Below are 26,814 nucleotides of genomic sequence, written 5' to 3' on the forward strand. Positions count from 1 at the left end.
TTCATCTTTACTTTTGTGTCAGTGGTACAAAAAGGGAAATAACATCATCCCTTTTTGTGCTTTTTTGTTTGTTAAAATGTTGATAATCAATAATTTTGTGGATGGTTCGGGTCTCTTGTGCCATTTTTTTTAGAAAATAGTTCGGGAGAAGTGTCTCAAAGTAAATACAACTCGCTGAAAACCTGACCTTTGAAAAATTAACATAAAATTAATGATTTGGTAACAAATGAAATTTTACAACATCCCCGCACTGACACCACTTTTGAATCGAAAATTGGCCAAAGACAGCAATAAAATTCTGACATTACCCTCAAAAAGAGACTGCTAAGTAAGAAACTTCGAGCCTGTTGTGCTTGAATTTAACAATTTGGTAATACTCGACACATACTTACTACACACTCTCATTCTTAATTTTGCACATCATTCAATGACATCAATTCGTTGTTTGCTGTTCTGTACGTCAGAACACATTTTTTTACCGAACAGAACTTTCATTCTAAATTTTATCGGGGCGCTTTTGCTTATTATGGTTTCTACCTCCTTGCCATCAGTCTCACAAAGCCCACGACGCTATTATCACATTGCGAATGGTTGGACAGATGTGAACATCTCGGGGAAAATCGCGGGAAAATTTTCTTGGCAGTTAGAAAACCAGCATCGTCGTCAGGATATGCAAGGAGAGTATAAGTCTGAAACAACCACGGGCAACCCTTACAACAACCTTAATCAGCACGTTTTTCGCCCATTTATTCATTACCAACTTAATCCTAATGTTCGATTTTCGTTGATGCCTTTCGGATGGATTGGTTCCAATCGTTTTGCGGAAGGAAAACCGTTTGCATTTTTCTCTGAATTGCGCGTGTCACCGCAAGTCATTCTTACCCAAAACCTAGGACGCCTTCGGGTTGACCACCGTTTTCGCTACGAGTTTCGTTGGCTTGGCAAAAACCAAGACCTGAACGACAAATCATTTGTGTATGGCGGCGATTATTCCGAAACGAATTACCGTGAGCGTTTTCGCTATCAAGCCAAGTTGACCTTGCCGCTCAATAAGGCCCAAATGGGAGACAAAACCCTTTATGCGCAGGCCTACAATGAGCTTTTCTTGAATACGGGAAAGAATATCAGCAACCTAAATTTGTTTGACCAAAATCGTGTGTTGATTGGGTTTGGTTATCGACTCAACCATCATTATAGCGTGGAAGCATCGTACATGCAACAAACCATTTTTAGATTTAACAATACCGATAAGAACAACGTCGATTTGAATAATATTTTGCAACTGAATTTTGTACTTTCCAATGTGGAGTCGCTTTTTAAAAAGACGGCGGCTCATTAATTCACTTTTATTTCTAAAATCATGTTTGGCTTAGAAACTGACATCTTCATCCTCCTGTTTATCTGTATCTTGTGCGCTTGCGCCTTTGAGTTTGTGAATGGTTTTCACGACACTGCCAATGCCGTGGCTACCGTTATTTATACCAACTCACTCAAGCCAACAACGGCGGTAGTGTGGTCGGGATTTTGTAACTTTTTAGGAGTAATCTTAGGAGGGATTGCCGTAGCCATGGGTATCGTCAACTTGCTGCCCGTGGAGCTACTGATAGATCAAAATATCTACCATAGTATTGCCATGGTGTTAGCGCTGCTGTTGAGTGCTATCATCTGGAACTTTGGTACGTGGTATTTTGGATTGCCTGCATCCAGTTCGCACACCTTGATTGGGTCGATTTTGGGGGTTGGTTTGGCGTTTTCGATGATGCCCGAGGCTGCCGACGGCGCAGGGGTTAACTGGACCAAAGCGACCGAAATCTTCGCTTCCTTGTTGCTTTCTCCGTTGGTGGGTTTCAGTTTGGCGGTTGTGTTGATGTTTGCGTTGCGTCGTGCGTTGAATAAGGAAGCCCGCGAGCAGGTGTTTAGCGAACCAAAGAAAACCCAAGAACCTCCAACTTGGATTCGTGCAATTTTGATTTTGACTTGTACGGGCGTGAGCTTTTTTCACGGAAACAACGACGGCCAAAAAGGAGTCGGTTTGGTGATGTTGATTTTGATTGGGGTTGTACCTGCTTATTTTTCGCTGAACGACCAGATTGACCCACGCATGGTAAAAGGCAACTTGATGACGATTGAACAAACGGTGAGTAAAATTGATACTACACTGCTCGGCATTGAAGACAAAAAGCGTTTGGCAAAAGTCAATGGTAGCACCGAAGATTTATTGAAAGTGATTGCCGCAGCTGACTCGGCGGGGCATATTGAACCCAACGCACGCCTAGAAGCTCGTCGTGATATTTTGGTGATTAACAGCAGCTTAAAGAAATTGATGGATAGCGAGTCGGTGAGCATGAGTGATCAAGACAAAAAGACGATTAAAGAAAGTATGGACGAGAAAAAAGGGCTTCGTCGTCTGACTGATTATGCGCCGTTTTGGGTAGTATTGATGATTTCTCTTTCATTGGGACTAGGTACAATGGTTGGCTGGAAGCGTATCGTAGTGACAGTTGGTGAGAAAATCGGTAAGTCGCACTTGACGTATGCACAAGGTGCTTCGGCCGAATTGGTGGCAAGCTTGGGTATCGGAATCGCCTCGGGCTTTGGATTGCCAGTGAGTACGACCCACATGCTTTCGTCGGGGATTGCGGGTACGATGGTGGCCAGTAAAGGGATTAAAAACCTCCAAGCCAAAACCGTGCGTAATATCTTGATGGCTTGGGTGCTTACTTTGCCCGTCTCTATTTTCTTGTCATTTACCTTGTATGTCTTTTTCCGTTGGATTTTCTAAGCTAAATAGCTTATAATAAAGGACGCTGACAGTATTTTTGAGCTGTCAGCGTTTTTTTATGATATAGAACCAATGCAACATTTCAGCAACTTTTAGCGTTAAAGTTTAGCAGAAAAAAACGATTTCGTTAAATTAGCCGCTTACGTTTTGTCCCGATCGCTTATGCAAAAGCATTTCTTTATATCCAGTTTGGCCTTTGTGGGTTGCTTGACCCTCTTCACGGCTTGTAACTCTACCCAGTCAATGTTTAAGGAGGGTATTTCTAAGTTTGACAAAGGGGAATATGAGTTGGCTATCAAAGACCTCCGCACTGTTGCAAATGCAAACTACGAACCCTCGCGTACCAACTACTTATTGGCCGAATCGTACCGTTTGTCCAACCGTTTTGAGTTAGCCGCACCCTACTACAAAAAGGCGTTGGAAGCGGGCAATCCCGACCCCGAAATCCCTTTCCACTACGCGTATATGCTCAAAGCCTCGGGCGAGTACGTGGAGGCAGCCAAACAATTGGAGAAATATTTGGCCAGTAATCCCACCAACAAAGTAAATGTAGAAAAGGCCAATCGGGAGCTATACACGCTGCGTTCGATTGACGTTTTGCGGGACAAAAAGACGTTTTATCGCGTTCAAAACCTCGAAAAACTGAATACTGCTGGCGGGGAATATGGCCCTTTCGTAAAAGATGGAAACTTGATTTTTGCCTCGACTCGAAAAAATACCACTTACAGAACAAATGGTATGCCGATGGTGGGGATTTATAAAGTAAAACTGGCCGACGAATATGCCGAAACCGCAGGTGAAGCAGAGCCGTTTAGCCCTGCGTCTTTCTTGGAGGGTGTCAACGAAGCCGACGTGACTTTTACCAAAGATGGTAAAACTGTCGTGTTTTCGCGCGCCAACACGGGGGGCAAAAAAGGAACAGCTGATTGTGATTTGTATTTGAGCCGTTTGGTGAGTGGAAAATGGTCAGAACCGCGAATGATTCCCGTGAGCGACTCTGCTTCGTGGGATGCTAACCCTGCTTTCTCGCGCGATGGGCGCACGTTGTATTTCTGCTCTAATCGCCCAGGTGGAGTGGGAGGAATTGACATTTATCGGGCCAACATGGATGCCTCGGGGCGTTTTAGTAAACCCGTCAACATGGGTAAAGACATCAATACGCCAGGTGATGAAATGTTTCCATACGTAGGCCCCGATTCAAAACTTTATTTCTCGTCGGATGGCCATCCAGGACTAGGGAAATTGGACGTGTTTGTCGCTACTCGTTCGCAAGGAGTGATTACAATCGAAAACCTTGGCCCACCAATCAATACCCGTTTCGATGATTTTGGAATGGTGTACATTGATGATGAAATGCGTTTTGGCTTTTTTGCGTCCAACCGTACAGGCGGAAAAGGCGACGATGACATTTATCTTTTTGAGGATGAAAGTGTGGGATTGGATTCAACGCAGTTGGCCGAATTGGAAAAATTGCCGATTGATGACCCGCGCCGCCGTACCGTTGGTAAACCAGAACCTCCCAAAATCGTTAATTATTTTTTGGCAGGAACGGTAAGCTCAAATGATACGCCTGCTGCAACGCTCGATTCGGCAGTGGTGAAAATGTACGAAGTAAGCTCGGATAGCTTGGTAGGACAAGGAATCAGTCGCGATGGGGGGATTTTTGGAACGTTCCCCTTGGAAGAAGGCAAAGATTATACGCTTTTGATTGAACGTAAAGGTTATATTACAAAACGCGATGCTTTCTCGATGGCTGGAAAAGGCATCCCGCAGATTTTCCGTAAAAAACTAACGATGGATACGACGTTTTACGTGGCTTTCAAACTCGACCGTTTGGCGCTAAACAAGACGTTTGTACTCGAAAATATTTACTATGACTTGGATAAGTTCAATATCCGCGCCGATGCTGCCGTAGAGCTTGACAAGCTGGTTCAGATTTTGAAAGACAACCCAACGGTAAAAATTGAATTGAGCTCTCACACGGACGACCGTTCTTCGGATGCGTACAACAACAAACTTTCTCAAAATCGTGCGCAGTCGGCCGTTGATTATATTGTGTTAAAAGGCATTGAAAAAGACCGATTGGTGGCCAAAGGATACGGTGAAACGCGCTTGATTATCAAGAAAGCACAAACCGAAGAAGAACACCAAAAGAACCGCCGTACTGAGTTTACTATTTTGAGTTACTAAGCAGTAAACGGTTAGCTGTTATTGGCAAACCAACAAAAAAGCCCAACTCCGAGGAGTTGGGCTTTTTTGTTGCGCGTCGGGTTGTGAGCAACCCGACCACTACCATACTATCTTCTGCGCTTCTTTTTAGAATACGATTTTTTGCGATAGCTTTTTTTCTTGGTGTATTTACGTGATTCTGCTTTGCGAATCGCGGCTTCTTGGGCATCAAGAGCTTCCTGGCCCGATGATTCTTCTTTGACAATCGAGGCAGGTGCGCCCAACTCGGAAGCAGCTTGCGACTGGGCAGTCATTTCGGGAAGAGCCGATTGGGTAATGGCACTCAATGAAGTTGCCGCATCAAATGGCCGCAAACGGAATGAGTAAGCGTATTCTTTATCGGTCAAAAGGTATTCGTCGTGCGTGCGTGGTGTCCAGCTATCGTCGCCACCTAGCCCCATTAATTTATGGTCGAAGTTCAATACACTTACCTGTCCGTGGGGAAGTTGCTGCGTAGTTTTTGCGGCGAGCAAATCAGCGTCTGTATAGTCGTGAGCGCTAAAATTAAACGCTGGGCCGCCCATTACTGCCAACCCAAAACCAACAGAGTCCCTCACGGCAGCCCAGCGAACATCGCTTTTGTTGCCGTTTTCTTGCGCCATAATGTACGGGAAATGTTGGCTGGCAATGGTACCACTGTATTCGCCAACTTGCGCCGCAGAAAGGCGGTCGGGGTAGCTTTCAAACGGCCCGCGTCCATACCACGTAAGGTTACGGAAAGAAGCAGGAAGCTGCATTTGCATTCCCACTTTGGGCAACGGGGGTACGTTGTTGCCATTAACCGTAATGGTGTTTTTTACGTCAATATCGCCCGAACCAAAGACGGTATAAGTCGTTTTTACAACAAAATTAACCCCTGCACGGCCTACCCACGTACTTTGGGTATGAATTTTTGCGATAGAAGGGCTTACTTGCTCAATACGAATATCACCTCCTAAACGGCGAAGGCTGTCTAACCCTGCGGCTCTCCAACGTGCCGCAAAAGAGTCTTTTCCGCCACCTTCATCGTTGTCGGTAGGAACCCGCCAAAAGTTAGGCTGGAGCGGTTTGGCGATGAGTTCACGATTTTTGTAAATAAAAGAACTGATGCCCGCCACTTTGCGGTCGAAAATGATTTTGAATTGGGGGCTAGTCAACTGAATCCCTCCGCCACGAACCAACCCTACCTTGACAGTGGCGTTGGCTGGCCACGTCACCACCGTTTTGGCCGTTGGGTAGCTATTTTTGATGTAAAGTTGTTCAAAAGCCACTTCGTGCCCTGCTTGCGCCCATGCGGTGTTTTCTTTGAGTTTGACACTAAGATTGAGGAAATACTCCCCGCCCGAAGTCGGCATAGAAAATGGGATAGAAAGCGATTGGTTGGCGCCAGGGGCAGCATTGAGGTCGTTGAGGTCGCCTTGCTGTACCACTTTACCGTTTTCGAGAAGCTGCCACGTTAATTTGAAAGGCTTTAAGCTCAAGAAATTGTAGGTGTTTTGAAGCGTAATGGCTTGATTTTGGGCCGAAAGTGTATCTTTTGGTGAAAATTTGATGTATTGATATACGTGTTTTACCTCGTTGATTTCGGGCTGAGGGGTACGGTCAGGGTTGACCAAACCGTCGCCTGCGTTGGCGCCATCAATGCGGTTAACGTGGTCGATGTACCAATTGCCTGCTTTGTCTTTGAGGGTTAAGCCTTGGTCCATCCAATCCCACAAAAACCCACCCTGCATTCGGGGATTTTTGTCAATAAGCGCCCAGTAGTCGCTCAAATTTCCGACGCTATTTCCCATCGAGTGCGCGTATTCACAAATAATCAACGGGCGATTGGGGTCTTTCTTGGCCATGGCCTCCATCACTTTGACCGAAGGGTACATCGTGCCGTTGATGTCGTATTTTGTGACTGGCTGATCTACATCTTCAAAGGTTTTGGGGTAATTGGAGCGACCTTCATAATGCAGTGGGCGGGTAGGGTCGATGAGGCGGATGATTTCGGCCATGCTGTCAAAATTTCCTCCCATGCCCGACTCATTTCCAAGTGACCAAATAATAATCGAAGGGTGATTTTTATCGCGCTCTACCATGGCTTTACCCCTTGCGACAAACGCATCTTTCCAGTCGGCATTGGCCGCCAAAACAATTCCTTTTTGTTGCCAAAGCTCATGGCTTTCGATGTTGGCTTCGTCGATGACGTACAGGCCGTATTCGTCGCACAGGTCGTACCAGAGTGGGTCGTTGGGATAATGCGAGCTACGAACAGCGTTGATGTTATGTTGTTTCATCAACACAATGTCTTTAATCATCGATTCACGACTGATGACACGGCCCGTATTTGGGTCAAACTCGTGGCGATTGACGCCCTTAAATTTCACCGCTTTGCCATTGACCAATAGCTGACCATTGCGAAGATTGACTTCACGGAAACCGACGCGGGTACTTAATACTTCGGCGGTACGCCCTTCGCCATCTATCACTTGAATGAGTAATTTGTAAAGATTGGGCGCCTCGGCACTCCACAAAGCAGGGGAAGTAATGGGTACGTTTAAGTTCAGGTACGATTCGTCTTTCGGGTCCATCATTGGTACATTTCTTACCAAATCGTCCTGTACAAGGCGGCCAGAAGGGTCATAAAGTTTGAACTTAACTTGGTACTTATCTTGAACTTGCGACGAAAAATTTTTGACAAAAGCCGCCACTTTTAGCGTAGCATTTTGGTAGTTATCGTCCAAATCAGTCACTACGTAGTAATCGCGAATGTGAATCGTAGGCGTAGTGTAGAGATAAACATCACGGAAGATACCCGATATGCGCCAAAAATCTTGGTCTTCGAGGTAGCTACCGTCCGACCAGTTGATGACCTGAACCGTCAGCTGATTGTCGCCGCCGCGTAGGTATTTGGTGATATTAAACTCAGCGGGCGTCATTCCGTCTTCGTGATACCCTACTTGCAGGCCATTTACCCAAACGTAACAAGCAGATTGTACCCCCGCAAAGTGCAAAAACACATCACGTCCTTGCCAATTGGCGGGAAGGCTAAATTGGGTGCGGTACAACCCCACGGCGTTGGTATCGCTGGTGATGCGCGGCGGAGAGGCAGGGAAAGGATGCTTGATGTTGGAAAAAATAGGACGGTCGTAAGGACGGCCTTCACGGGCGCCTACCACCTGCCAATTGGACGGAACGGGCAAATCGTCCCAAGTAGAAGTATTGACATTTTGTTGGAAAAAATCGCCAGGAACTTTTGACGGATGCGACACCCACTTGAATTTCCAGGTACCGTTGAGTGATTTAACGTAAGGAGAAGCCGCACGGTCGAATTTTAGTGCGGAGGCTTCATCGCTGAAAGGAACAATCGTTGTATGAGGACGTTCGGTATTTCTACTAATGACAGCAGGGTTTTCCCAGTCGGGTAAATCTTGGGCAAATCCAATACAAGGAACGAACAAGGATAAAAAAACGCTTAATTTGCGCATAAATCAAAAGCGGTTAGATTCAAGAAACGCTAGTCAAGAATAAAATAAAAAACCTTGTTTTAGGCAAAATCGACTGATTTTCAGTGTTTTGTTTTTTCTAAAAAAAGGGGCAGCGTCATCATTGGTTAATGAATAATTTACAAAATAAAGGCTCTTTGGGCAGAACCAATAAGAATAAAACGAAAAAAGAAGCGTAAATATTGGGTACTCGTTTTACCCTACCTGCTTTCTTGAATGGAATCCGCTCGCAAATTTCAATCATTCTAACCTCAAATGTATCATGCTTTTAGCCGTTGATGTAGGCAATACTGACACCGTTTTTGGCGTATGGCAAAACGATGAATGGACGCATATTTTTCGGGTACGTTCGCTCACTGATGAAGGAGCACCTCACTACGAAACCAAACTCCGCCTTCATTTTTTAGAGGCAAATTTGTTGATTTCGGACGTACAAACGACGGTGTTGAGTAGTGTCGTACCACCGTTGACGCCCGTTTTGCGCACCATGTTGTCGGGCCTTTTTGGGATGCCGCCCGTGGTCGTCGGGCCAGAGGTGTATCCTGGGCTAAAAGTAGAAATTGATCACCCACATGAAATAGGGAGCGATTTGGTGGCCAATGCGGTGGCTGCTTACACCAAATACGGACGGAATGCGGTGGTGGTGGATTTTGGTACGGCGCTTACGTTTACGACAGTTTCGGGCGACGGACGGATTTTGGGCGTGGCCATTGCTCCAGGACTAAAAACGGCCGTAAAAGCTTTGTTTTCAAACACGGCCCAGCTCCCCGAAGTGCCCCTCAAATTGCCCGAATCGGCCATTGGTAAAAACACCACACACGCGATTCAGGCGGGGATATTGCTGGGGTATGAGAGTTTGGTACGCGGAATGATTACGCGGATTCGGCGGGAGCTCGACGGCGACTGTATCGCCCTAGCGACGGGTGGTCTTTCGTCGATTATTGATACCCTTCACGGGGAGTTTGTAGAAGTAAACCGCAGCCTCACCCTCGATGGCTTGCGCATCATTGGGGAGCGCGTATCTGGGCTTTCTTAATGGGTGTAGAGAGGTTGTCTCAAAAGTCTTGTATCACCAAATTATCTTCGGTGTCTGTTCAACCTCACCCCCTAAATCCCCCTCTCCTTTCTGGAGATGGGGACTTTTTAAGCCCTTCTCATGGAAGGAGAAGGGTTGGGATGAGGTTGAATCCAAAGAATATTTTGTGACCTGTTACTTTTTGGACAACCTCTTAAAGTTTTAATTTATAAGAAACCCCAATCAAAAAACGATTCTCCTGGCTACCTTGAAGTCGGTAATCGGTAAAGCCAGAGAGGTCAATTTTGTTACGTTTGTTGATGGCAAACTCAATCCCCCCTTTGTTTCGCATTTGATCAAAACCAACGCCCCCTAGCTGATAAAAAAAGTCGGTAGAAACGTAAGGGGTAAAGCGAGATTTATTGGGGTAAGACACTTCAAATTTGTTACGCACATAGCTTTTATCGTTTTCGAGGCCGCTGTCGTCGTCCATAAACTGGTTTTGGTACCGTAAGCGGTAATCAAATTTCAACTTCCAGATTTTACGGTCGTAAGCGATATCGGCATAAAAACGGTGATAGGGACGGTATTCGTAGCCTGTTTTATCGTCATTTCTTTTACGACGGCCTATAAAACGGTAATATCCGCTTACTTCCCAGCGCTTGTTAAGTTTGTACGACACGCCAGCTTCCCCCAAATATGCCCGTAAGATGGAAACGTTATCGGTAAAACGGAACTGTGTATTTACACTCACTGAAAGCGATTTGGTGATTTTTTTCTCCACACCCACACCCGACCACAAACCAATGTCCGTTGCCTGAGCTTGCCCCAAAAACGGTAAAGCTAACAAGGCTGCGATTGCTATTTTTTTCATTTTTTGATGGTTTCCTGTTTTTAATTTCGGGTTTAGGCTTGCCCCTGGTTCCTCCTCGGTCGGGTTGTGAGCAACCCTTGACACGAGTGCTTGCTGTTTACCCTTTGTTCGTTCTCGGTCGGGTTGTGAGCAACCCTTGGCACGAGTGCTTGCTGTTTACCCTTTGTTCGTTTTCGGTCGGGTTGTGAGCAACCCTTGACACGTTTAGTTAATTTACTTCTTGTAAAGAGGACACAGTCACCTGACTTTTTATCGCCGTTCCTTGGTAATAAAAAATCATGATAAGTGCCGAGTCCTTCAAAAAATCCATCGTTTGAACTTCTACGCGGTGTACGGCCAAGCCTGTTCGGACGCGCAAGTCTTCCAATAACTCTTCCTGACGTTCGGGCGTAATCAGCTCAATGCGGTCGTATTGGATGCTTTTAGTCAACTCTCTTTTCACTAGCAAATTTCCTTCCAAAAGCCACACCACCAATAAAATCATTCCGTTAACAAGTCCTAATTCGTCCCAGCTTCCTTTGATAATGGCGGAAATCAATCCCACGGAAATTACAATAAATAAGTATGTCATGTCTTTGGCCGACAGCCCTTCGGTGCGGTAGCGTAGCATCGAAAAGACCGCAAAAAGTCCAAAAGCCGCGCCCATCGACATTTGTACTTTATTGAGAAGGTACGTGATGAGGAAAATTACGAAATTGAACCCAAAAAACGTCAAAAATAAGTCAGTTCGACGGTAAATACGGTAATAAATCAAGCGTACAAGGATGGTCGTAGTAAGTACATCGACGAGCAAACGTACAAAAAACTTTTCGGGTAGTTTATTAAACCACTCAAAGGTATCAGGCGTGGTAAGTTCTTGGAGAAAAAGCATACGCTATTTTATGTAAATGATTGAGTTTTAATTTGAAACGATTGTGCTTTACGTGGCTGTAAAGACTGATAATGCCTAAGCAGTATTTACTAATAGAGCCCTCGCGAAGCTTGTATTTTCTCATTAAATCCAAAAAAAATGAGTGTTTCAGCGATTCTTGTTTTACTTCTGCCACTACAACGGAAGCGTAATTCTGGGTGTTGTTCTCGTTGCGAAACGTCAGGTTCAGGTCGAGGGTAAGGCGTTCAGCGGTGGTTCTGCTTACCAGCGTCAGACGCGTATAGTCCACCCATAAAACGGGTTGTAAATCCGTCGCGACAAAAGGGGTTTGGCGTTGTAAAAAGTTACATACGTTGTCGTCCATCGTTTCGCCTGGAAGTACTTGTTGGCGAACCCGCGTCTTAATCGTCCGCCCTTTGTTATTTTTAAATTTAACCTCCGTAAAAATGAGGTTAGATTGTACATAATTGCGTTGACGAATCTTGTAGCGGTTGAGCCTGCCCGACTGATGTTCGTGGTAAAGCTGCAACGATTCCGTGTCGAAATACAGCGTTTCGTAGTCAGCCAGCCGCAAGCCGTTTACCTCCAAAATGCGGTAATGTGGCAGTAAATCGGTGAGGATAGCCGAAAACATTTCCAACGGAATCAAAAACTTTGCATCGGTACGGTTCATGAGCTTTACGCTGTCCATTTCGGCCAGTGAAATGGGCTCAAACGAATTGGCTTGTTGCCTGATATGGGCAAACAAATCCTCAGTCGTCGTAGCGATACTTTTTAGTTTGAGTAAGTTTGCCTTTGCCGTCATAAGTTTTCTTTTCCGATTTTAAGCCCCGTCGGTCGTTGGTAAAAACCGAGCGACTAACCAGTTGATTTTTTGAATTAAATTCTGATTCTTCTACTTTTTCGCCCAATTCGTTGTATTTATAGACCTCTCGTTTGAGTTGTCGATTGGAGGCATCGAAAGTGATTTCCTGCGTTTTGTTTTCAAATTTGTCGAAGAGGCGTACGATACGTTCTTCTACTTTGCCGTAATTATCGTACTTAACTTCCTCGATGACGTTACCGTCTTTGTCAAATTTTTTATACGAATCGTTTCGGGTAACTTCCTTTCCATCAACTACTTCGGTGATGGTTTCGGTGGCCGTAATGAGGTCGTACTTTTTTACTTCTTTTTTGCTTTGCGCCCAACTAACAGATATGCTTAATAAGGCAACAAAGAGGCTATTGTTCGACATATACTATTTATTTGAGAAAAGTATTAACTGCTTGATTTCGAGTAATAACGTGTTGTTTTAATTCGGCCAAGGAGGAAGTAAAGGCTGCCGTACTCGTGAGATTGGTGTACGGAGCAACCTCCTTTTCAGTCCCTGTGACGTAAGGCGTAATGAGCGTGGTGTATTTTTCAAATAATTCGTTCATTTTGGCGGTGGTAAACACGTTGTCGGCAAACGAACGAACGTACTGTTTGTACTTGGCATAATAGATAGGGTCAGCCGCGACGTTGCGAATCAATGGCCAGCCTGTTCCCACTTCCGTCATGGCCAATGACACGGCGGAACGGCTCATTCCTCCGCCCGTTGCGGAGCTAGTCATCGACATATTGTGATCCCACGGAATCCACGTCAATTTATTAGTCGGAGAATTGTAGAGGTAATAATTGTGCGCCATGGCTCCGTACGCATCCCAATTGACAATGGTATTATTGATAGCCAAGTACTTCAAGTAGTTATCGACGTTGAAAGTTTTTTCGAGATTGGCGCGCCACTGAGCGGCGTTGGTCGTGCGGTCGGTGCTGTTGAGGGCCGTTACAAACGCCTGAACATCGCTGTAATCAGGGGTTGTTTCGTTGTTTTTCTTTTCAAACTGTGATTGAACAAACGACTGAAAGGTCGATTCGGGCTTGTAAATATTTCCTTTTTTCTCCCCAAACTGATCTTTAACCATCGTATCGTCGATGATTTCCACCATGGTATATACGCCACAATACTTGGCACCTGCGCCGAAATTGATATATACTTTGTAAAAAGCTGTACGCGCCGCTGCCACTCCGCCCATTCGGAAAATATCCGCCACTACTTTTTCCCGAATCATTGAGTTGTCAGAATACGCAGGCGACATCGACAATTCTTTAAAACCGTATAAACGCTGGTTGTTAATCTCAGGATATTTGTCCTCAAATTCATCAAACTTGAGACGAAAAGGAATTTTATAAATACCCGCCCCCCAAATGGATGAAAGGCTAGAGTTGCCTTTAAGGCGCATGCCTACTTTATTCCAAGTTTTTCCGTTAAACTTCAACGTAGTTGCTACGTAGATAGGATCGCCACCAATCAAGTCAAGGCCACCTCCATTTCCGCCGCCGCCATTTCCTCCGTTGGGTGGGTTGCCGCCAGGTATCCCGCCACCGCCTTGGGAACCGCTACTACGCGTTCCAAAAGCAGTACCCGTCAGGGTTTGCATATCCGTTTTGATGGCCGTCCAATCAGCTGCCGTCATCGTAATTTCTAGGGTATTGACTTGACTTTGAGGAAATACAATATCATAATTGGGGCTACCATCACCACTGTGCGACTCGGTTGTCCAGTCGGGGTTGGTCGTTTCGGCAGTGCCGTCGCCAGGGGTGACTTCCTGCACCTTGTCTTTGCAGGAAGTGGCCAAAAAGGCCATAAGTACCACAAAGAGCGTGGAACGAACAATTTTCATAAAGGTGTCAGAATATGAGTTTAGAGGCATCGGTGTCAATGAGGTTTACGTTAAAAGAAATAGTTACGTTGCAAAAGGGCTAGGGCTTTTGTAAAAACGCTTCTACTTTTTGCGTTTGAGATACAACGTGTTCATTGAGTTGTTCGAGCGAATTACTAAAACTAGCCGCATCCCGTAGCTGAGAATAGGGCCTTGTTTCCTTGCCTTCCACGTAGGGCGCAATGAGGCGGTGATAGCGTTCAAATAGCTTTTTCATGTGGGTAGTAGTAAATAGATGTTGGGTAAACTTTTTGACGTAGTTTTTGTACTGCGCAAAATAGACTGGGTCATCGGCGAGGTAGCGAATCAACGGCCATTGCTTGCTGACGGACGAGAGGTCGAGGGAAACGTTTCCCCCAAATCCACCTTTTTTGCCTCCCATCGGCGGCGGCGGAAAGAACCCTTCAGGAGGAACACTGCCCTCGCTGGGACGTTTTTCGTTGCGCGCCATGGCAGGAGGAAACATTCCACCACCGCCACGGCTCGAAAGTGCCTCGTTGTTGTCCCACGGAATCCAAGTCAATTTTTTAGTGGGAGAATTGTACAGGTAAAAGTTGTGCGCCATGGCTCCGTAGGTATCCCAGTTGTCGATGACGTTATTGACTGCTAGGTAATTCAAAAAATGAGGAACATTAAAGGTAGCTTCCAAATTGGCTCGCCACTGAGCAGGTTGCGTGAGCCGAGTAGAATCATTTAGCGCCTTTATGAACGCTTGAACGTCGGAATAATCCGCTTTTTTCTTGTTGTTTTTCTTTTCAAACTGAGCAGGTGCAAACTTCTGAAACGTGGATTCGGGTTTGTAAATATTACCCGTTGACTCTCCAAATTGCTGCTTGACCATCGTATCGTCGATTACCTCGACCATGGTATAGACACCACAGTATTTTAGTCCCTCTCCAAAATTGATAAATACACGATAAAAAGCCGTTTGGGCGGCGGGGATGCCTGCTTGTCGGAACAAGTCGGCAGCTACTTTTTCGTGTAAAAGCGAGGGGTCGTTGGCCGCAGGAGACATCGACAACTCGTGAAAGCCGTAAAATGAGGGCTTCGTAGCCCCTTTAGGCGCAAATTCATCAAACGATAAACGGAAAGGTAATTTGTAAATTCCTTGCCCCCACGACATCATCAGGGTAGAATTACCTTTGAGTCGAAAACCTACCGAATTCCACGTTTTCCCGTTAAATTTCAACGAGGCGGCCACGTAATTGGGCTCGCCTTGGCCAAAAGAAGCAGGACCTCCGCCCATCATCGGACTTCCCTCCCCCATGGGAGGAGGAAAAGCCCCATTTTTAGGCATCGGTCCTGGAAATCGACTTCCTTTTCCAAATTCATTTCCAAATTTCTTTTTCATATCTATTTGGATGCTATCCCAAGTGGCTTGGGTAAGCGTAATTTCTAGGGTATTGACCCGATTTTGAGGAAAAACAACCTCGTAGTTGGGCTGGATTGGCTTCTTTTTGGGAGTAGAAGCTTTGTTTTGGCTTATGCTTTGGAAGGAAATCCAACAGAGTAAGCTGAACAGAAAAAGATAAGGCGTACTTTTCATCGGTTATGGCGGTTTTTAAGGTGATTACCGCCAATGAACGCAAGATGTGGCAGCTCTTGCCGTATGTGCCTACAAATACTGGATATGTGTAGAAGAATGTTAAGAAATTGTTAAGTTTGGCAAAGGCTCTACACAAACCGCTGATAAATAGACACATTGCAACGAAGGTGGGTAGAAAAATGTATAGCTAAGAAAAGGGTTTTATGAAGTATTTAGAACGATATAACGGGTGGCTGCACCTCATAGGCTGGTTAGTTTACATCGCCTCTCCGTTGCTGTTTTTTTCCTTTTCAAACATGTGGTTTCCGCCTAATTTTGGCAGTTTTTTGCTAAGTAAGCTGGCAGGTGATGTCTTGTTGATTGCCTTTTTTTACCTCAATCTCCAACGCTTAATCCCCAATTTGTTGTCTAAAAAGAATGTGATTGCATACGTGGGGGCAGTGGCAGGGGCATTGTTGATTTATTTGGTTGCCAACGATTTGCTGATGCAGTGGTGGAGAATGAATCGCCCCCCGATGCTTGGGCAAGTACCTCTGCCAATGCCACCACCTTCGGGCAGAATGTCTGTTCGGCCCCCTTTTGGGGCGTTCGGGCCTCCTCAAATTACCGCTTTTTTATCGTTTTGTTTGGTCACGTTGGCAAGCTCGATGATTGCCTTGGTGCGTGACCGTTTGCGTGAAAGGGAAGAAAAACAGCAGATTCAATTGGAAAAAATAGCGGCTGAATTGGCCGTGTTGAAACTTCAAATCAGTCCACATTTTTTGTTCAACACTCTCAATAACATTCGTTGGTTGACGCGCCAAAAGTCGGACAATGCCGAGGAAGCAGTGGTGAAACTGTCGCAGTTGCTGCGGTACGTGATTTATCAGGCCAACCACGAACGCGTGCCATTGACGCAAGAAATTGAGCATTTAGAGCATTTTATTGACCTCCAAAAAATGCGACTGACCGATCAAAACTCCGTTTCGTTTGTACACGAAGGGGCGATTGAAAGGTATCAAATTGAGCCTTTGTTGTTTTTGCCGTTTGTCGAAAATGCGTTTAAATACGGCTTGCACAGTCAACAAAAAAGCGACATCGTGATTGGCTTTCGGGTGGGAGAAAACCACCTGTTGTTTTTTGTCGAAAACCCCATTTTTGAAAATAACCTACCCAAGGAAGGAGAGTCGGGACTGGGGATAAAAAATGTGGAACGCCGCCTAGCCCTGCATTATCCACAGCGGCACGAATTGCATATTTATACCAACGCCACTACATTTCGGGTGGAATTATCCCTTGAACTAGCCCCATGACGCAAATACGCTGCATAGCCATTGACGACGAGCCGTTTGCTTTGGCGATTTTGGCCGATGACCTTCGTCGGTTTCCTTACTTAGAGCTACAGGCCACATTTTCAAATGCCGTTGATGCCGATTTGTGGCTTAAAACCCATTCGGTGGATCTCATTTTTTTGGATATTCAAATGCCTACGTTGACAGGAACACAATTTTTACGGGGGCTTTCGCAGCCGCCAATGGTGATTTTTACGACGGCTTATGAGCAGTATGCCTTAGAGGGTTTTGAACTCAATGTTGTGGATTATTTGCTCAAACCGATTCCGTTTCAACGTTTTGAAAAGGCGGTACTTCGGGCCAAAGAATTATTTGAATTACGACAGAAAGAGGAGGCACCAGCGGTCATAGAACGCGGTTTTTTCTTTGTTTTTTCGGAATACAAAGAAATTAAGATTTATTTCGATGAAGTGAGTTACGTGGAAGGGCTCAAAGATTACGTCAAAATTTATACCACGCAGCAGCCGAAACCCATTCTGACGCGCCTAAACCTAAAAGCCATGGAGGCAAAACTGCCCGAAACGCAATTTGGCCGCGTTCATAATTCTTTTATTGTAGCTTTTGAGCGGATAACGGCGGTTCAGAAAGCCAAATTACACCTCGACAAGATAGAAATTCCGATTGGAAACCGCTACCTAGTTGGGTTTGAGCAAAAGTATCGAAAACTACCGAGCTAGTAAGAAAGTCCCGATTTTAACAAAGTTTTTACCAAGCAAATCTTTAATTTCGACACGATACACGTACGAGCCTTCGGGGGCGGGCTGGTCATTGAGCATTCCGTCCCACCCTTTTTTTATGGCATCCTCGGATTCAAAAAGCACTTCGCCCCATCGGTTATAGACAATCAGTCTTGAGGTGTTGACAAATTGCCCCTGCGCGGCAAAAAAGTCGTTGACATTGTCTTTGTTTGGCGAGAAGGCATCAGGAATAAAAACGAGAGCTCCTTTTACAAAAACAAAGTAATTGGAGTAACTCAAAATACCTGGAATACCTTCAGGGTAAGCCAAAATTCTGTATTTGAAGAGCTGTTGGTCTGGATTATAGCTGCTTGGGTCAAAGTTCGTATTTCCACTTAAATCAATTTGGTACTTAGGATTCCCATTTTCATCAATGATTTCAAGTTGATATAAGCGCACAGGTGCTAAAAAGGGAGAGTCAACCGTCCAGTCAACGGAGGAGTTACTTTTGGAGTATAAATGAATCGAGCAGAACGGTTCACTTGGTTGGGAGCGATTTCCGCAACTGTTTTCGTATTGAACTTTATAGCAGTACGACTGCGCATTGGGGTTGGCGGTGGGGTCAATAAATGTCAATTGGTTATTGGCAACCCCAACCTCTTGGTAATTATTGCTGCCATTTTCGGCACGTAAAAAAATGGTTTTGAACCGAGAAGGACTAGCGCCAGAATCGGGTGGGTTAATAATTCGTACTTCCACCTTTTGTTCATCTTCGAGGACAGAAGCAACAGCACTGGTAATTTTTGATGGAATGTTGCTTGAAATGGCTTGAACACAGCGCAGTTGCGAGACCGATTCAACGCCTCCCGCCAATGTCACCGTGACTTGATAGCAATACTGATTTCCGCAGGTCACGCCGCGGTCAGTTTGGGTTGTTGTGGTACGATTAGTGACCACTGGGCTAGGGGTTCCGTTGAGGTTGACGCGGTAATTTTGAAATGAGGCCGCCTGTGGATATTCTTTCCAAGTGAGTACGTTTTGTTGATTTTGGGCTACTACCTCTAAGCTAGTGGCACAGACCACGCTGGAGGTAGTGGTGGTATTGTCGCAAACATCGTTGGTACTTAGGCGGAAACAGTAAGCGTTTTGTGCGGCGTTGATGGCGCGAATCGTCACCGTGGTGGTATCGTTGGTGGTTGCACTTTGGCCTGTGTTTCTGAACGTTCCCGTGGCACCTTCATCAATTTGAATGTCAGCTTTGATACCCGCACTCCCTCTAACAAGCACATCCACCGTGCCGTCGGGGCGAGTGGTTACTTTGCGGATTGATACGCCCGTTGCAGTGGAAGTATTCAAAATTACGTTGGTGTCTTTTTTGCAGGTAAGCGGAATATTACCAGGTGCAATACCCGTTACTGAAATCGTGGCTGCATTGGCATTAGTGGGATAAGCATAGGAAATAATGTAAGGGCTGTTGGCTTTGGAGACAGGAAGGTAAACTCCTCCGCCAAAATTAACCAAAAAAGATTCGTAGCCTTTGGTGGTAGAATCGTCGGCGATAGTGACTACCACTTTTCGGTCGCTACAGACTTGTACTTTATAATTAGGCGCTGTGACAGCTTCGACTACGCGGCAGGCGATGGCTCCTGTGCCCCCCGTACTTACCAGCTGGAGTATGGTGTATTTGCCAAGTTTGGTATAACGATGTGATGTGGTGGCAGTAGCTGCATAGGGCGCTTTGGTAGGGTCACCACCTTTGTAGTCATAAATGTATTGGGCATTTTCTCCAACCGTTTTTTCTACATTGACATCAAATAAAAGACAACCAACAGACGAGCCTTTTACGATGAATCCACCATTGCCAATCGAAGCGTTTCGTTGAGCAGGGTCACACCAATCTTGCCCCAATACGGCTAGGCTTACCAAAAAGAAAAAAAGTACAAGAGATGATTTCATAGATTTATGATTTCCGATTTCCTTCTCCCCAAAGAACGTATCTTTGCAAAAGGTTGTTTTACTAACAAACTTACTACGAAAAGAATTACACGCACTACACAGAATCGTAAACATAAAACGTTGTTTTTCGCAAACTATTTTTATTTGATACATGGATAGCAATAATAATACCAATTCCATCAAGCTCGATACCATTGAATCGGCGATTGAAGACATTCGAGCAGGGAAAATCATCATTGTGGTCGATGATGAAGACCGTGAAAATGAAGGCGACTTCATTTGTGCGGCCGAAATGACCACGCCCGAAATGGTGAACTTCATGGTAAAAGAAGGTCGTGGGCTGATGTGTGCCCCCCTTACCGTGGAGCGCTGCGAGGAATTGGGCCTCAAAATGATGGTGGGAGATAATACTTCTACGCACGAGACACCTTTTACGGTATCGGTCGATTTGCTTGGTCATGGTTGTACGACGGGGATTTCTGCTTCCGACCGTTCTAAAACCATTCAAGCTTTGGTGGACCCTAACATCCGTCCCGAAGAATTAGGTCGTCCAGGACATATCTTTCCGCTTCGTGCCATGCCTGGCGGCGTACTTCGTCGCACGGGCCATACCGAAGCTGCCATTGATTTTGCCCGTTTGGCGGGTTTAAAACCTGCGGGGGTATTGATCGAAATTTTGAATGAAGATGGTACCATGGCTCGCTTGCCGCAATTGCGTGAATTGGCCGATAAGTTTGATATGAAGTTGGTGTCTATCAAAGACTTGATAGAATATCGTCTTCAAAAAGAAACCCTTATCAAGCGCGAAATCGTCGTTGACATGCCGACCGAATGGGGGCATTTCGACATGATTGCGTTTCGCCAAATTCACACCGATGAACTGCATTTGGCCCTTATCAAAGGTACGTGGGAGAAAGATGAACCCGTATTAGTGCGCGTTCACTCATCGTGCGTGACGGGCGATATTTTTGGGTCATGTCGTTGCGACTGCGGGCCGCAATTGCACGCGTCGATGGAGATGGTTGAGAGAGCGGGCAAAGGCGTGGTTGTGTATATGAACCAAGAAGGCCGTGGCATTGGACTTATCAACAAACTGAAAGCCTATAAATTGCAAGAAAATGGCTTGGATACGGTCGATGCCAATATTGCCCTTGGATTTAAAATGGACGAGCGCGATTACGGTGTAGGAGCACAGATTTTGCGTGATTTGGGATTGAGCAAAATCAAACTCATTTCAAATAACCCTAAAAAACGGGTGGGTTTGATGGGTTACGGGTTAGAAATCATTGATTGTGTGCCCATCGAAATGCCTGCGAATCAGTACAATGAAGGATATTTGAAAACAAAGCGCGATAAAATGGGGCACCGTCTTACGCAGTTTGCAGCAGTAAAAGAATAGCATTTGAGTGTCGAGGGTAGAGTGCAGAGTGTCGAATAAAAATCAAATTCGACACTCTGCATTCGACATTGACATTCAAACGAAAGCGTTAGAACAATACTGCTCGAATCACCAATGGACTCGAAGTAGGATAAATGTTCTCCGCAGGATATGAAGGGTTCACCAAGCTGTTATAACTTAGGTTATACAACAACATCAGGTTAAATGCTTTGATAAAACGCCCGCCAATCGGAGTGGAATACGAAGCTCCGACCATGGCCGAATTAATCCAAGTGCGCTTACGCACGCCGCTGGCGTTGTAGTCGCGGTATTGGACATTAAGCGATTCGTATTCAGCGTTTAAGTTGATACTTTCATACACATTAAACATCCCAAACACCCGCCCGCCGTAGTTGTCGTAGCTACTTTTGAGGGTAGGAGAATAGCGGAGTTGGGTGTATTGATACGTAAAACCTCCCCCTAAAGAAAGGCGATTAGTAACTTGATACCCCGCCACGGGTGAAACCCCGATGCTGGTCACGGTTCCAAACGACAGTGGGCCAATACTGCCTCCCAAGCGAAGACGGTCTAAGGCCGAAGGAGGACGCTCTGGATCCTGTTTGCGAGGAGGCGCGTCTAACACTTTAATGGGGCCATCATTATTGGGTCGTACTGGTGGTGGAGGTGCGTCGGGGTTGGCTGTCTGGGCGGCGGCTCCAAATGCCCATAAGGAGGCCACGACCAATCCCAAAAATAATTTTCTCATAGTCTCAAATATAAAAAACGTTCAAAAGAGATTACGTTCAAAGGAACAATTCTGTTTCAAAAACGAAAAAAAAGGAGGGCTATTGCGTGGTAAGTTCTCGGAAGACTTCTTCCAACGGTTTACCTTCGCTGCGTAAATCGGCAAGTGTACGATTGGCCACGACTTGTCCCCGATTGATAATGACTGCACGATCGCAAATGGCCTCTACTTCCTGCATGATGTGCGACGAAAAAAGTACGGTTTTTTCTTTTCCAACGCTTTTAATGAGTGTCCTAATCTCAAGAATTTGGTTGGGGTCGAGCCCCGTGGTGGCTTCGTCCAAAATCAAAACGGGCGGGTTGTGAATCAGGGCTTGGGCCAAACCAACGCGCTGGCGATAGCCTTTGGATAATTGCCCGATTTTTTTGTTTTGTTCAAGCTCTAGTCCACATATTTCTACCATTTCACTCACCCGCTGGCGCAGTTTTTCGCCTTTGAGACCATATAAAGCCCCCACAAAACGTAAAAACTCTTTGATGTACATTTCGGTGTAAAGCGGGTTGTGTTCAGGTAGATAGCCAATCGAGCGGCGTACTTCCATCGACTGCTTCGCTACGTCAAATCCACACACTTCTACGCTTCCGCTGGTGGCGTTGAGGTAGCCCGTCGTGATTTTCATAGTCGTCGATTTTCCCGCGCCGTTAGGCCCTAAAAATCCCATGATTTCTCCAGGCTTTACGTCGAAGCTAATGTCGTTGACGGCTTTTTGAGCGCCGTATAGTTTAGTGAGGTGTTGTATCCGAATGGACATGATTTTTCAGAATTGGGGCGAAAATACAAATTTCTCGTTTAGGGTCTTGTATATTTGCTTGATAGAAAACTACAAAGAGAAGGGATTGTTGTATTGCAATGGCACAATTTTGGCGTATAACAATGTAACGGACTTGCGTTTTATGAGATTGTTTAAACGGATTGGGGTTTTATTATTTTTAGGAGTAATCGCTTGGATGAATACGTGGGCACAAACCCCGACGATTACCACAATGGACGTCAGCGGGGCAACGGCCTGTGCTGGGGCCACTTTGTCGGTGGCGTTTACACCAGCCAATATCCCCACACCAGCCAGACGTACTTACACGGTGCAATTGTCAGGAACGGGCGGGACGTTTACAAGTCCTACGGCGTTGGCATCGGGAGCAACTAGCCCGATTGTGGTCACCTTGCCCGCCACAGCTCTTGGTGGGGAGTATCGCTTGCGCGTTGTTTCGGATACGACGGGGGTTACATCAACGCCAACTTCTATTTTTACCATGCTCAGACGCCCTACTGCCACACTCTCGGGCGATACCACGATTACGTTGGGTGGCACGGCAACCTTGACGGTTGCTTTTACAGGAAATGGCCCTTGGACTTATACATTTACCAATACCAACACAGGTACTACGCTCACAAGTCCGCTCAAAGGGATTGTACAACCTACTGTGAGTACTACCTATGCACTTCAGTCGGTTAGTAATGTGTGTGGTGCGGGTACAGTGGCTGGCAGTGCGCGGGTACGCGTTTTACCTATTATTACCTCTACTTTTGCATCTACTTCCGTTTGTGCAGGCTCGACGGCCACGGTGTCGTTTGTCACCACGGGCACGTTTGAATCAACGGCTGCTGTAACCTATACAGCACAGGTATCAGACTCGACGGGAAGTTTTACCAATTCCGTTGCGATTGGGACAGGCACAGCCAGCCCATTGCAAGTTACTTTTCCAGCTTCGTTGTTAGCAGGCAAAAACTACAAAGTACGCGTTATCGCCAGTGCCTCTGCTTCTTCGGTGAGTAGTGGCGTGTTTGCGGTACAGGCCTTGCCTACGGTTATATTGAGTGGTAACACGACGATTGGGGTAGGAGAAAGTGCAAAACTTACGTTGGACTTCACAGGAGAAGGCCCGTGGACGTACGTTTTGTCCAATGATCAGACGGCCACGGTAAACACTACCCCCGCCTTAGTGACGGTTAGCCCTACGACGACGACGACTTATTCTGTTAAATCAGTTCGTAATGCGTGCGGAACAGCCCCCACGCCGACAAGTACTGTTCTGGTAAAGGTCAATCCGCGGGTGAGTGCAGCCGACGTGGCCTTGGGTTCAGTTTGTGTCGGAAGTGTCATAAGTTTACCTTTTGTGGTAACGGGCACTTTTGAAGGCGCGGTTACTTATACCGTTCAGCTCTCAGATGCAACGGGTTCGTTTACAGCGCCTCGTGCGCTTGCAACGGGGACGAGTAGCCCTATTTCAACGACGATTCCTGCCAACGTTGCGGCGGGGGCGGCGTATCGTTTGCGGGTAGTCGCTAGTGTTACTTCAACATCGGTCAATAGCGCTTCTTTTATAATAAAAGTTAGACCAACGGCGGTATTGTCGGGTGCTGCTTCGGTCAATTTTGGTGAATCAGCAACCCTACCTGTGACACTAACGGGCGATGGCCCTTGGTCGCTTGTATTGTCAGACGGAACCACCGCAACTTCGGAAGTAACTCCTGCTCAAGTAATTGTAAAACCCACTCAAACGACGGTATATCAACTAACTTCGGTTCGAAATTCGTGCGGCGAAGGTACTGTTTCGGGGATTGCTTCGGTGACGGTCATTCCGCGCGTAGTTACCGAAAACATCACCTCAGGTATTTGTAGTGGAAAAGAATTTGAAGTAAAATTTTCGCTTGGTGGCGGAACCCTCCCAGCCAATACCGTATTTCAGGCGCAGTTGTCGGACAGTTTAGGGAGTTTTACCAATGCTGTTATTATCGGGACGGGAAGCCGTAGCCCTATTTTAGCCAATATCCCTGCGATTCCGAACGCCAACGGTTACCGAATTCGGGTAGCGGTGGTTGGAAGTACAACGATTACGTCACAGCCGACATCGCCATTTCTGCTAGGACGCCGCCCTACGGCCGCACTGAGTGGAGGCGTAGCGACGCCGCTCAAGCCTGGGGATGAGTTGCTGCTCGTCGTTCAATTTACGGGAGATGCGCCTTGGACATATATAATGTCGGATAATACGACGGGGACGACCAACGAAACCCCCGTTTTGGTCACGGTCAAGCCTACTTTACCAACGACTTATACCCTCACTTCGGTGAGTAACTCGTGCGGGACGGGAACGGTATCGGGTAGTGTAACGGCCAATGTGGTGATTACGGGGATGGAAGAAGAACAAGAAAAAATCATACTAGGGCCTAATCCACTGACAGATCGACTACGGCTAACCATCGACATCCCTACCGCGACCGAGTGGCAGTTGGTCGATGCCCAAGGGCGTTTATTCCAAAGCCGTCAGTGGACAACGGGTGGATACCGAGATGAAATAAATACCCAAGCTCTACCAACTGGGCTGTATTTTCTTAGAATAAAAGTGGGTGATAAATGGCTTGAACGTAAGCTGTTGAAATAATAAAAACAACCCCTTCTGACTCAGTAAACCGTTCAGAAGGGGCTAAAAAAGGCGTTTTTTCAATAAATCTTACGCTTGATGCTCTTTGCGGAGCAAATCGTTGACAGTTTTGACGGGGTTGAAGGTAATCAACGGAACTTCCACAAACACCGTATTCCAGTCAGACATTGAGCCGTTCCAAAGTCCTGGAAGTTCTTGGGCTTTGAGGTCTTTTCCGTCTTTTGATTTTTGGGTAATAAAACCCGTATTGGAGTCGCGATAGCTCATCAACTCAAATTTCTTGCCTTTATAACCACGGAGAGAGCATACCAAATCAACGGGATTGAAGTGTGTTGCGGTATCGAAAAGCGCTTTTTGTGCAGCATCATCCATGTCAATTTGTGCCGATTCTACCACTTGGAGGGAGGTCGTGCCGTCGGGATTCGCCGCCCAGAAAGGCCCACCACCAGGTTCTCCGACGTTTTTCACCATTCCGCACAAACGCACAGGGCGGTCGAGCTTCATGGCAAAATAAGCGAGTTTCTCGGTGTTTGAAAGCATCCAAAAATCTTTGGTAGGCTGCGTAAACATCGTCGTTTCGTAAAACTCCGACAGTTCGCTGATTAGGCTATCGCTGTTTTCACCTGCTTCGATGCGGGTCAAGAAATCAAAAATTTGCTGGCGGTATTTCAACAACAACGCCCCGAGGACTTTTTTGTACGTAAAAGTGGTGTCTTTGAGACTATCGGGTACTACGTTGTCGATGTTTTTGATGAATACCACATCACCGTCTTGGTCGTCGAGGTTGGCCAAAAGCGCCCCGTGCCCCGCAGGACGGAACAACAAGCTACCATCGGCGTTGCGGAAAGGCGTGTTGTCCATGTTCACCGAAATGGTATCCGTAGAAGGTTTTTGTTCTGAAAAGCTCACTTCATAAGTGACGCTGTATTTTTCTTCAAAAGCAGGCCTTACTGCTTCAATCAGGGCTTCAAAACGGCTGCGGTGCTCAGGTGAGACGGTGAAGTGTAGGCGAACAACTCCATTGGCGTTGGCGTAGTTGGCGCCTTCTACCAAATGCTCTTCTACGGGCGTGCGCGCACCTTCTTCATAGTTGTGGAATTTTAACAAACCTTTAGGAAGATTGCCATAATCTAGCCCTTTGCCACTCAAAATATAATCGGCAATTTGTTGGTAATTGCCACCGCTAATGGCCGTTTCAATGTCAACACCGTCGTTGGCCATGGCGGTTTTGAGGTCTTCAAAAAAAGCAAAATCACGAATCCGCTCGCTAAATTCAGGGATAGATTTGTCGCTTTTTCCGTCGTCTTTGAAGGCAAAAAGAGACTTGAACATCCGCGTGGCAGCGCCCGAAGCTGGGACAAACTTCAACAACGAAACGTTTTTGGCTTGTGCATCAAATTCATCGACAAGAGCGGCACTTTCTTCTTCACTTACGCGCACGATGCCGTCACCTACGGTAGCGGCCTTAAGAACTTTCAAAAAAGGGAAACCCGTTTCAAAATGAGAAATCTGCTGTTGGATGGTTTCAAGCGAAATGCCCTGTTTTTCGATTTGGGCGAGGTCTTTTTCAGTAAACATGGGTTTGAATAAGATTATACTGTTTAAGGTTCGGAGATACAAAATCGTATTATGACTACAAAAACTTGGACTTTGCGCTAAAAATAAGGAAGATTCAGGGATGCAAACTATAAAATATTTGTTAATCCTTCGACCGTTCGATAAAAAAAGCGGTTAGAAATGATTTTCCGTACTAACTTT

19 protein-coding genes are annotated in these 26,814 nt (G+C 46.0%); 8 read left to right on the plus strand and 11 right to left on the minus strand.

The window, feature by feature from the left end:
- The first annotated feature begins 526 nt into the window (after positions 1-526).
- The 3 genes from K339_RS0123400 (at position 527) to K339_RS0123410 (ending at position 4,972) form a co-directional block, all read left to right on the plus strand.
- Positions 527-1,339, plus strand: a complete 813-nt coding sequence (locus K339_RS0123400; RefSeq protein ID WP_028525781.1) for a DUF2490 domain-containing protein — start codon at positions 527-529, stop codon at positions 1,337-1,339.
- A 21-nt stretch (positions 1,340-1,360) separates the two neighbouring features.
- Positions 1,361-2,782, plus strand: a complete 1,422-nt coding sequence (locus K339_RS0123405) for an inorganic phosphate transporter (RefSeq protein ID WP_028525782.1) — start codon at positions 1,361-1,363, stop codon at positions 2,780-2,782.
- 162 nt (positions 2,783-2,944) lie between these two features.
- Positions 2,945-4,972 (plus strand): CHU_0125 family OmpA-like outer membrane integrity protein, encoded by a 2,028-nt coding sequence (locus K339_RS0123410; RefSeq protein ID WP_028525783.1) that lies wholly within the window; start codon positions 2,945-2,947, stop codon positions 4,970-4,972.
- Between the two features lie 107 nt (positions 4,973-5,079).
- On the opposite strand, the gene lacZ is transcribed toward K339_RS0123410, so the two are convergent.
- Entirely contained in the window at positions 5,080-8,463 is a 3,384-nt protein-coding gene (lacZ, locus tag K339_RS0123415; RefSeq protein ID WP_028525784.1) for a beta-galactosidase, LacZ type, read from the minus strand.
- Positions 8,464-8,743: 280 nt separating this feature from the next.
- Here lacZ and K339_RS0123420 point away from each other — a divergent pair, with 280 nt between their 5' ends.
- The gene (locus tag K339_RS0123420) at positions 8,744-9,517 is read left to right on the plus strand and encodes a type III pantothenate kinase (RefSeq protein WP_028525785.1); all 774 of its coding nucleotides are present in this window, start codon (positions 8,744-8,746) and stop codon (positions 9,515-9,517) included.
- 193 nt (positions 9,518-9,710) lie between these two features.
- Here the strand turns inward: K339_RS0123420 and K339_RS0123425 are convergent, their stop codons facing one another.
- The 6 genes from K339_RS0123425 to K339_RS34575 all read right to left on the minus strand — a co-directional run bounded on the left by K339_RS0123425 (position 9,711) and on the right by K339_RS34575 (position 15,529).
- A complete protein-coding gene (locus K339_RS0123425) occupies positions 9,711-10,370 on the minus strand; it encodes a DUF2490 domain-containing protein (RefSeq protein WP_028525786.1) in 660 nt (219 codons plus the stop codon).
- A gap of 208 nt (positions 10,371-10,578) precedes the next feature.
- Positions 10,579-11,241 (minus strand): DUF4956 domain-containing protein, encoded by a 663-nt coding sequence (locus K339_RS34565; RefSeq protein WP_051398198.1) that lies wholly within the window; start codon positions 11,239-11,241, stop codon positions 10,579-10,581.
- Positions 11,210-12,046 carry a polyphosphate polymerase domain-containing protein gene (locus tag K339_RS34570; protein WP_084332297.1) on the minus strand — a complete coding sequence of 279 codons (837 nt, stop codon included), beginning with the start codon at positions 12,044-12,046 and terminating at the stop codon, positions 11,210-11,212. Before K339_RS34570 ends, K339_RS34565 begins: the two co-directional genes overlap by 32 nt.
- Positions 11,994-12,476, minus strand: a complete 483-nt coding sequence (locus K339_RS0123440) for a hypothetical protein (RefSeq protein WP_028525787.1) — start codon at positions 12,474-12,476, stop codon at positions 11,994-11,996. The genes K339_RS34570 and K339_RS0123440 overlap by 53 nt, the downstream gene beginning before the upstream one ends.
- Positions 12,477-12,483: 7 nt before the next feature.
- Complete coding sequence (locus tag K339_RS0123445) at positions 12,484-13,974, minus strand: CotH kinase family protein (RefSeq protein ID WP_229598804.1); 1,491 nt, start codon at positions 13,972-13,974, stop codon at positions 12,484-12,486.
- Between the two features lie 49 nt (positions 13,975-14,023).
- Positions 14,024-15,529 (minus strand): CotH kinase family protein, encoded by a 1,506-nt coding sequence (locus K339_RS34575; protein WP_051398199.1) that lies wholly within the window; start codon positions 15,527-15,529, stop codon positions 14,024-14,026.
- 203 nt (positions 15,530-15,732) lie between these two features.
- Between K339_RS34575 and K339_RS0123455 the strand changes: the two genes are divergently transcribed.
- Together K339_RS0123455 and K339_RS0123460 are read left to right on the plus strand one after the other, a co-directional pair.
- Entirely contained in the window at positions 15,733-16,821 is a 1,089-nt protein-coding gene (locus K339_RS0123455) for a sensor histidine kinase (RefSeq protein ID WP_028525789.1), read from the plus strand.
- On the plus strand, positions 16,818-17,537 hold the full coding sequence (locus tag K339_RS0123460; RefSeq protein ID WP_028525790.1) for a LytR/AlgR family response regulator transcription factor: 720 nt from the start codon (positions 16,818-16,820) through the stop codon (positions 17,535-17,537). Before K339_RS0123455 ends, K339_RS0123460 begins: the two co-directional genes overlap by 4 nt.
- Here K339_RS0123460 and K339_RS0123465 read toward each other — a convergent pair.
- A complete protein-coding gene (locus K339_RS0123465; RefSeq protein WP_028525791.1) occupies positions 17,526-19,493 on the minus strand; it encodes a T9SS C-terminal target domain-containing protein in 1,968 nt (655 codons plus the stop codon). The two genes, K339_RS0123460 and K339_RS0123465, sit on opposite strands and share 12 nt — an antisense overlap.
- 151 nt (positions 19,494-19,644) lie before the next feature.
- On the opposite strand from K339_RS0123465, the gene K339_RS0123470 reads away from it, so the two are divergent.
- Complete coding sequence (locus tag K339_RS0123470) at positions 19,645-20,892, plus strand: bifunctional 3,4-dihydroxy-2-butanone-4-phosphate synthase/GTP cyclohydrolase II (RefSeq protein WP_028525792.1); 1,248 nt, start codon at positions 19,645-19,647, stop codon at positions 20,890-20,892.
- A gap of 88 nt (positions 20,893-20,980) precedes the next feature.
- Here the strand turns inward: K339_RS0123470 and K339_RS34580 are convergent, their stop codons facing one another.
- Both K339_RS34580 and K339_RS0123480 read right to left on the minus strand, forming a co-directional pair.
- Positions 20,981-21,637 carry a hypothetical protein gene (locus K339_RS34580; protein WP_051398200.1) on the minus strand — a complete coding sequence of 219 codons (657 nt, stop codon included), beginning with the start codon at positions 21,635-21,637 and terminating at the stop codon, positions 20,981-20,983.
- Positions 21,638-21,716: 79 nt separating this feature from the next.
- The gene (locus K339_RS0123480; protein WP_028525793.1) at positions 21,717-22,427 is read right to left on the minus strand and encodes an ATP-binding cassette domain-containing protein; all 711 of its coding nucleotides are present in this window, start codon (positions 22,425-22,427) and stop codon (positions 21,717-21,719) included.
- 142 nt (positions 22,428-22,569) lie between these two features.
- Here K339_RS0123480 and K339_RS0123485 point away from each other — a divergent pair, with 142 nt between their 5' ends.
- A complete protein-coding gene (locus tag K339_RS0123485) occupies positions 22,570-25,056 on the plus strand; it encodes a T9SS type A sorting domain-containing protein (protein ID WP_169731893.1) in 2,487 nt (828 codons plus the stop codon).
- Between the two features lie 69 nt (positions 25,057-25,125).
- On the opposite strand, the gene K339_RS0123490 is transcribed toward K339_RS0123485, so the two are convergent.
- A complete protein-coding gene (locus K339_RS0123490; RefSeq protein WP_028525795.1) occupies positions 25,126-26,634 on the minus strand; it encodes a DUF4301 family protein in 1,509 nt (502 codons plus the stop codon).
- Positions 26,635-26,814: the final 180 nt, after the last annotated feature.

It is taken from the genome of Runella limosa DSM 17973, from assembly GCF_000482465.1.
Taxonomy (GTDB): Bacteria; Bacteroidota; Bacteroidia; order Cytophagales; family Spirosomataceae; genus Runella; species Runella limosa.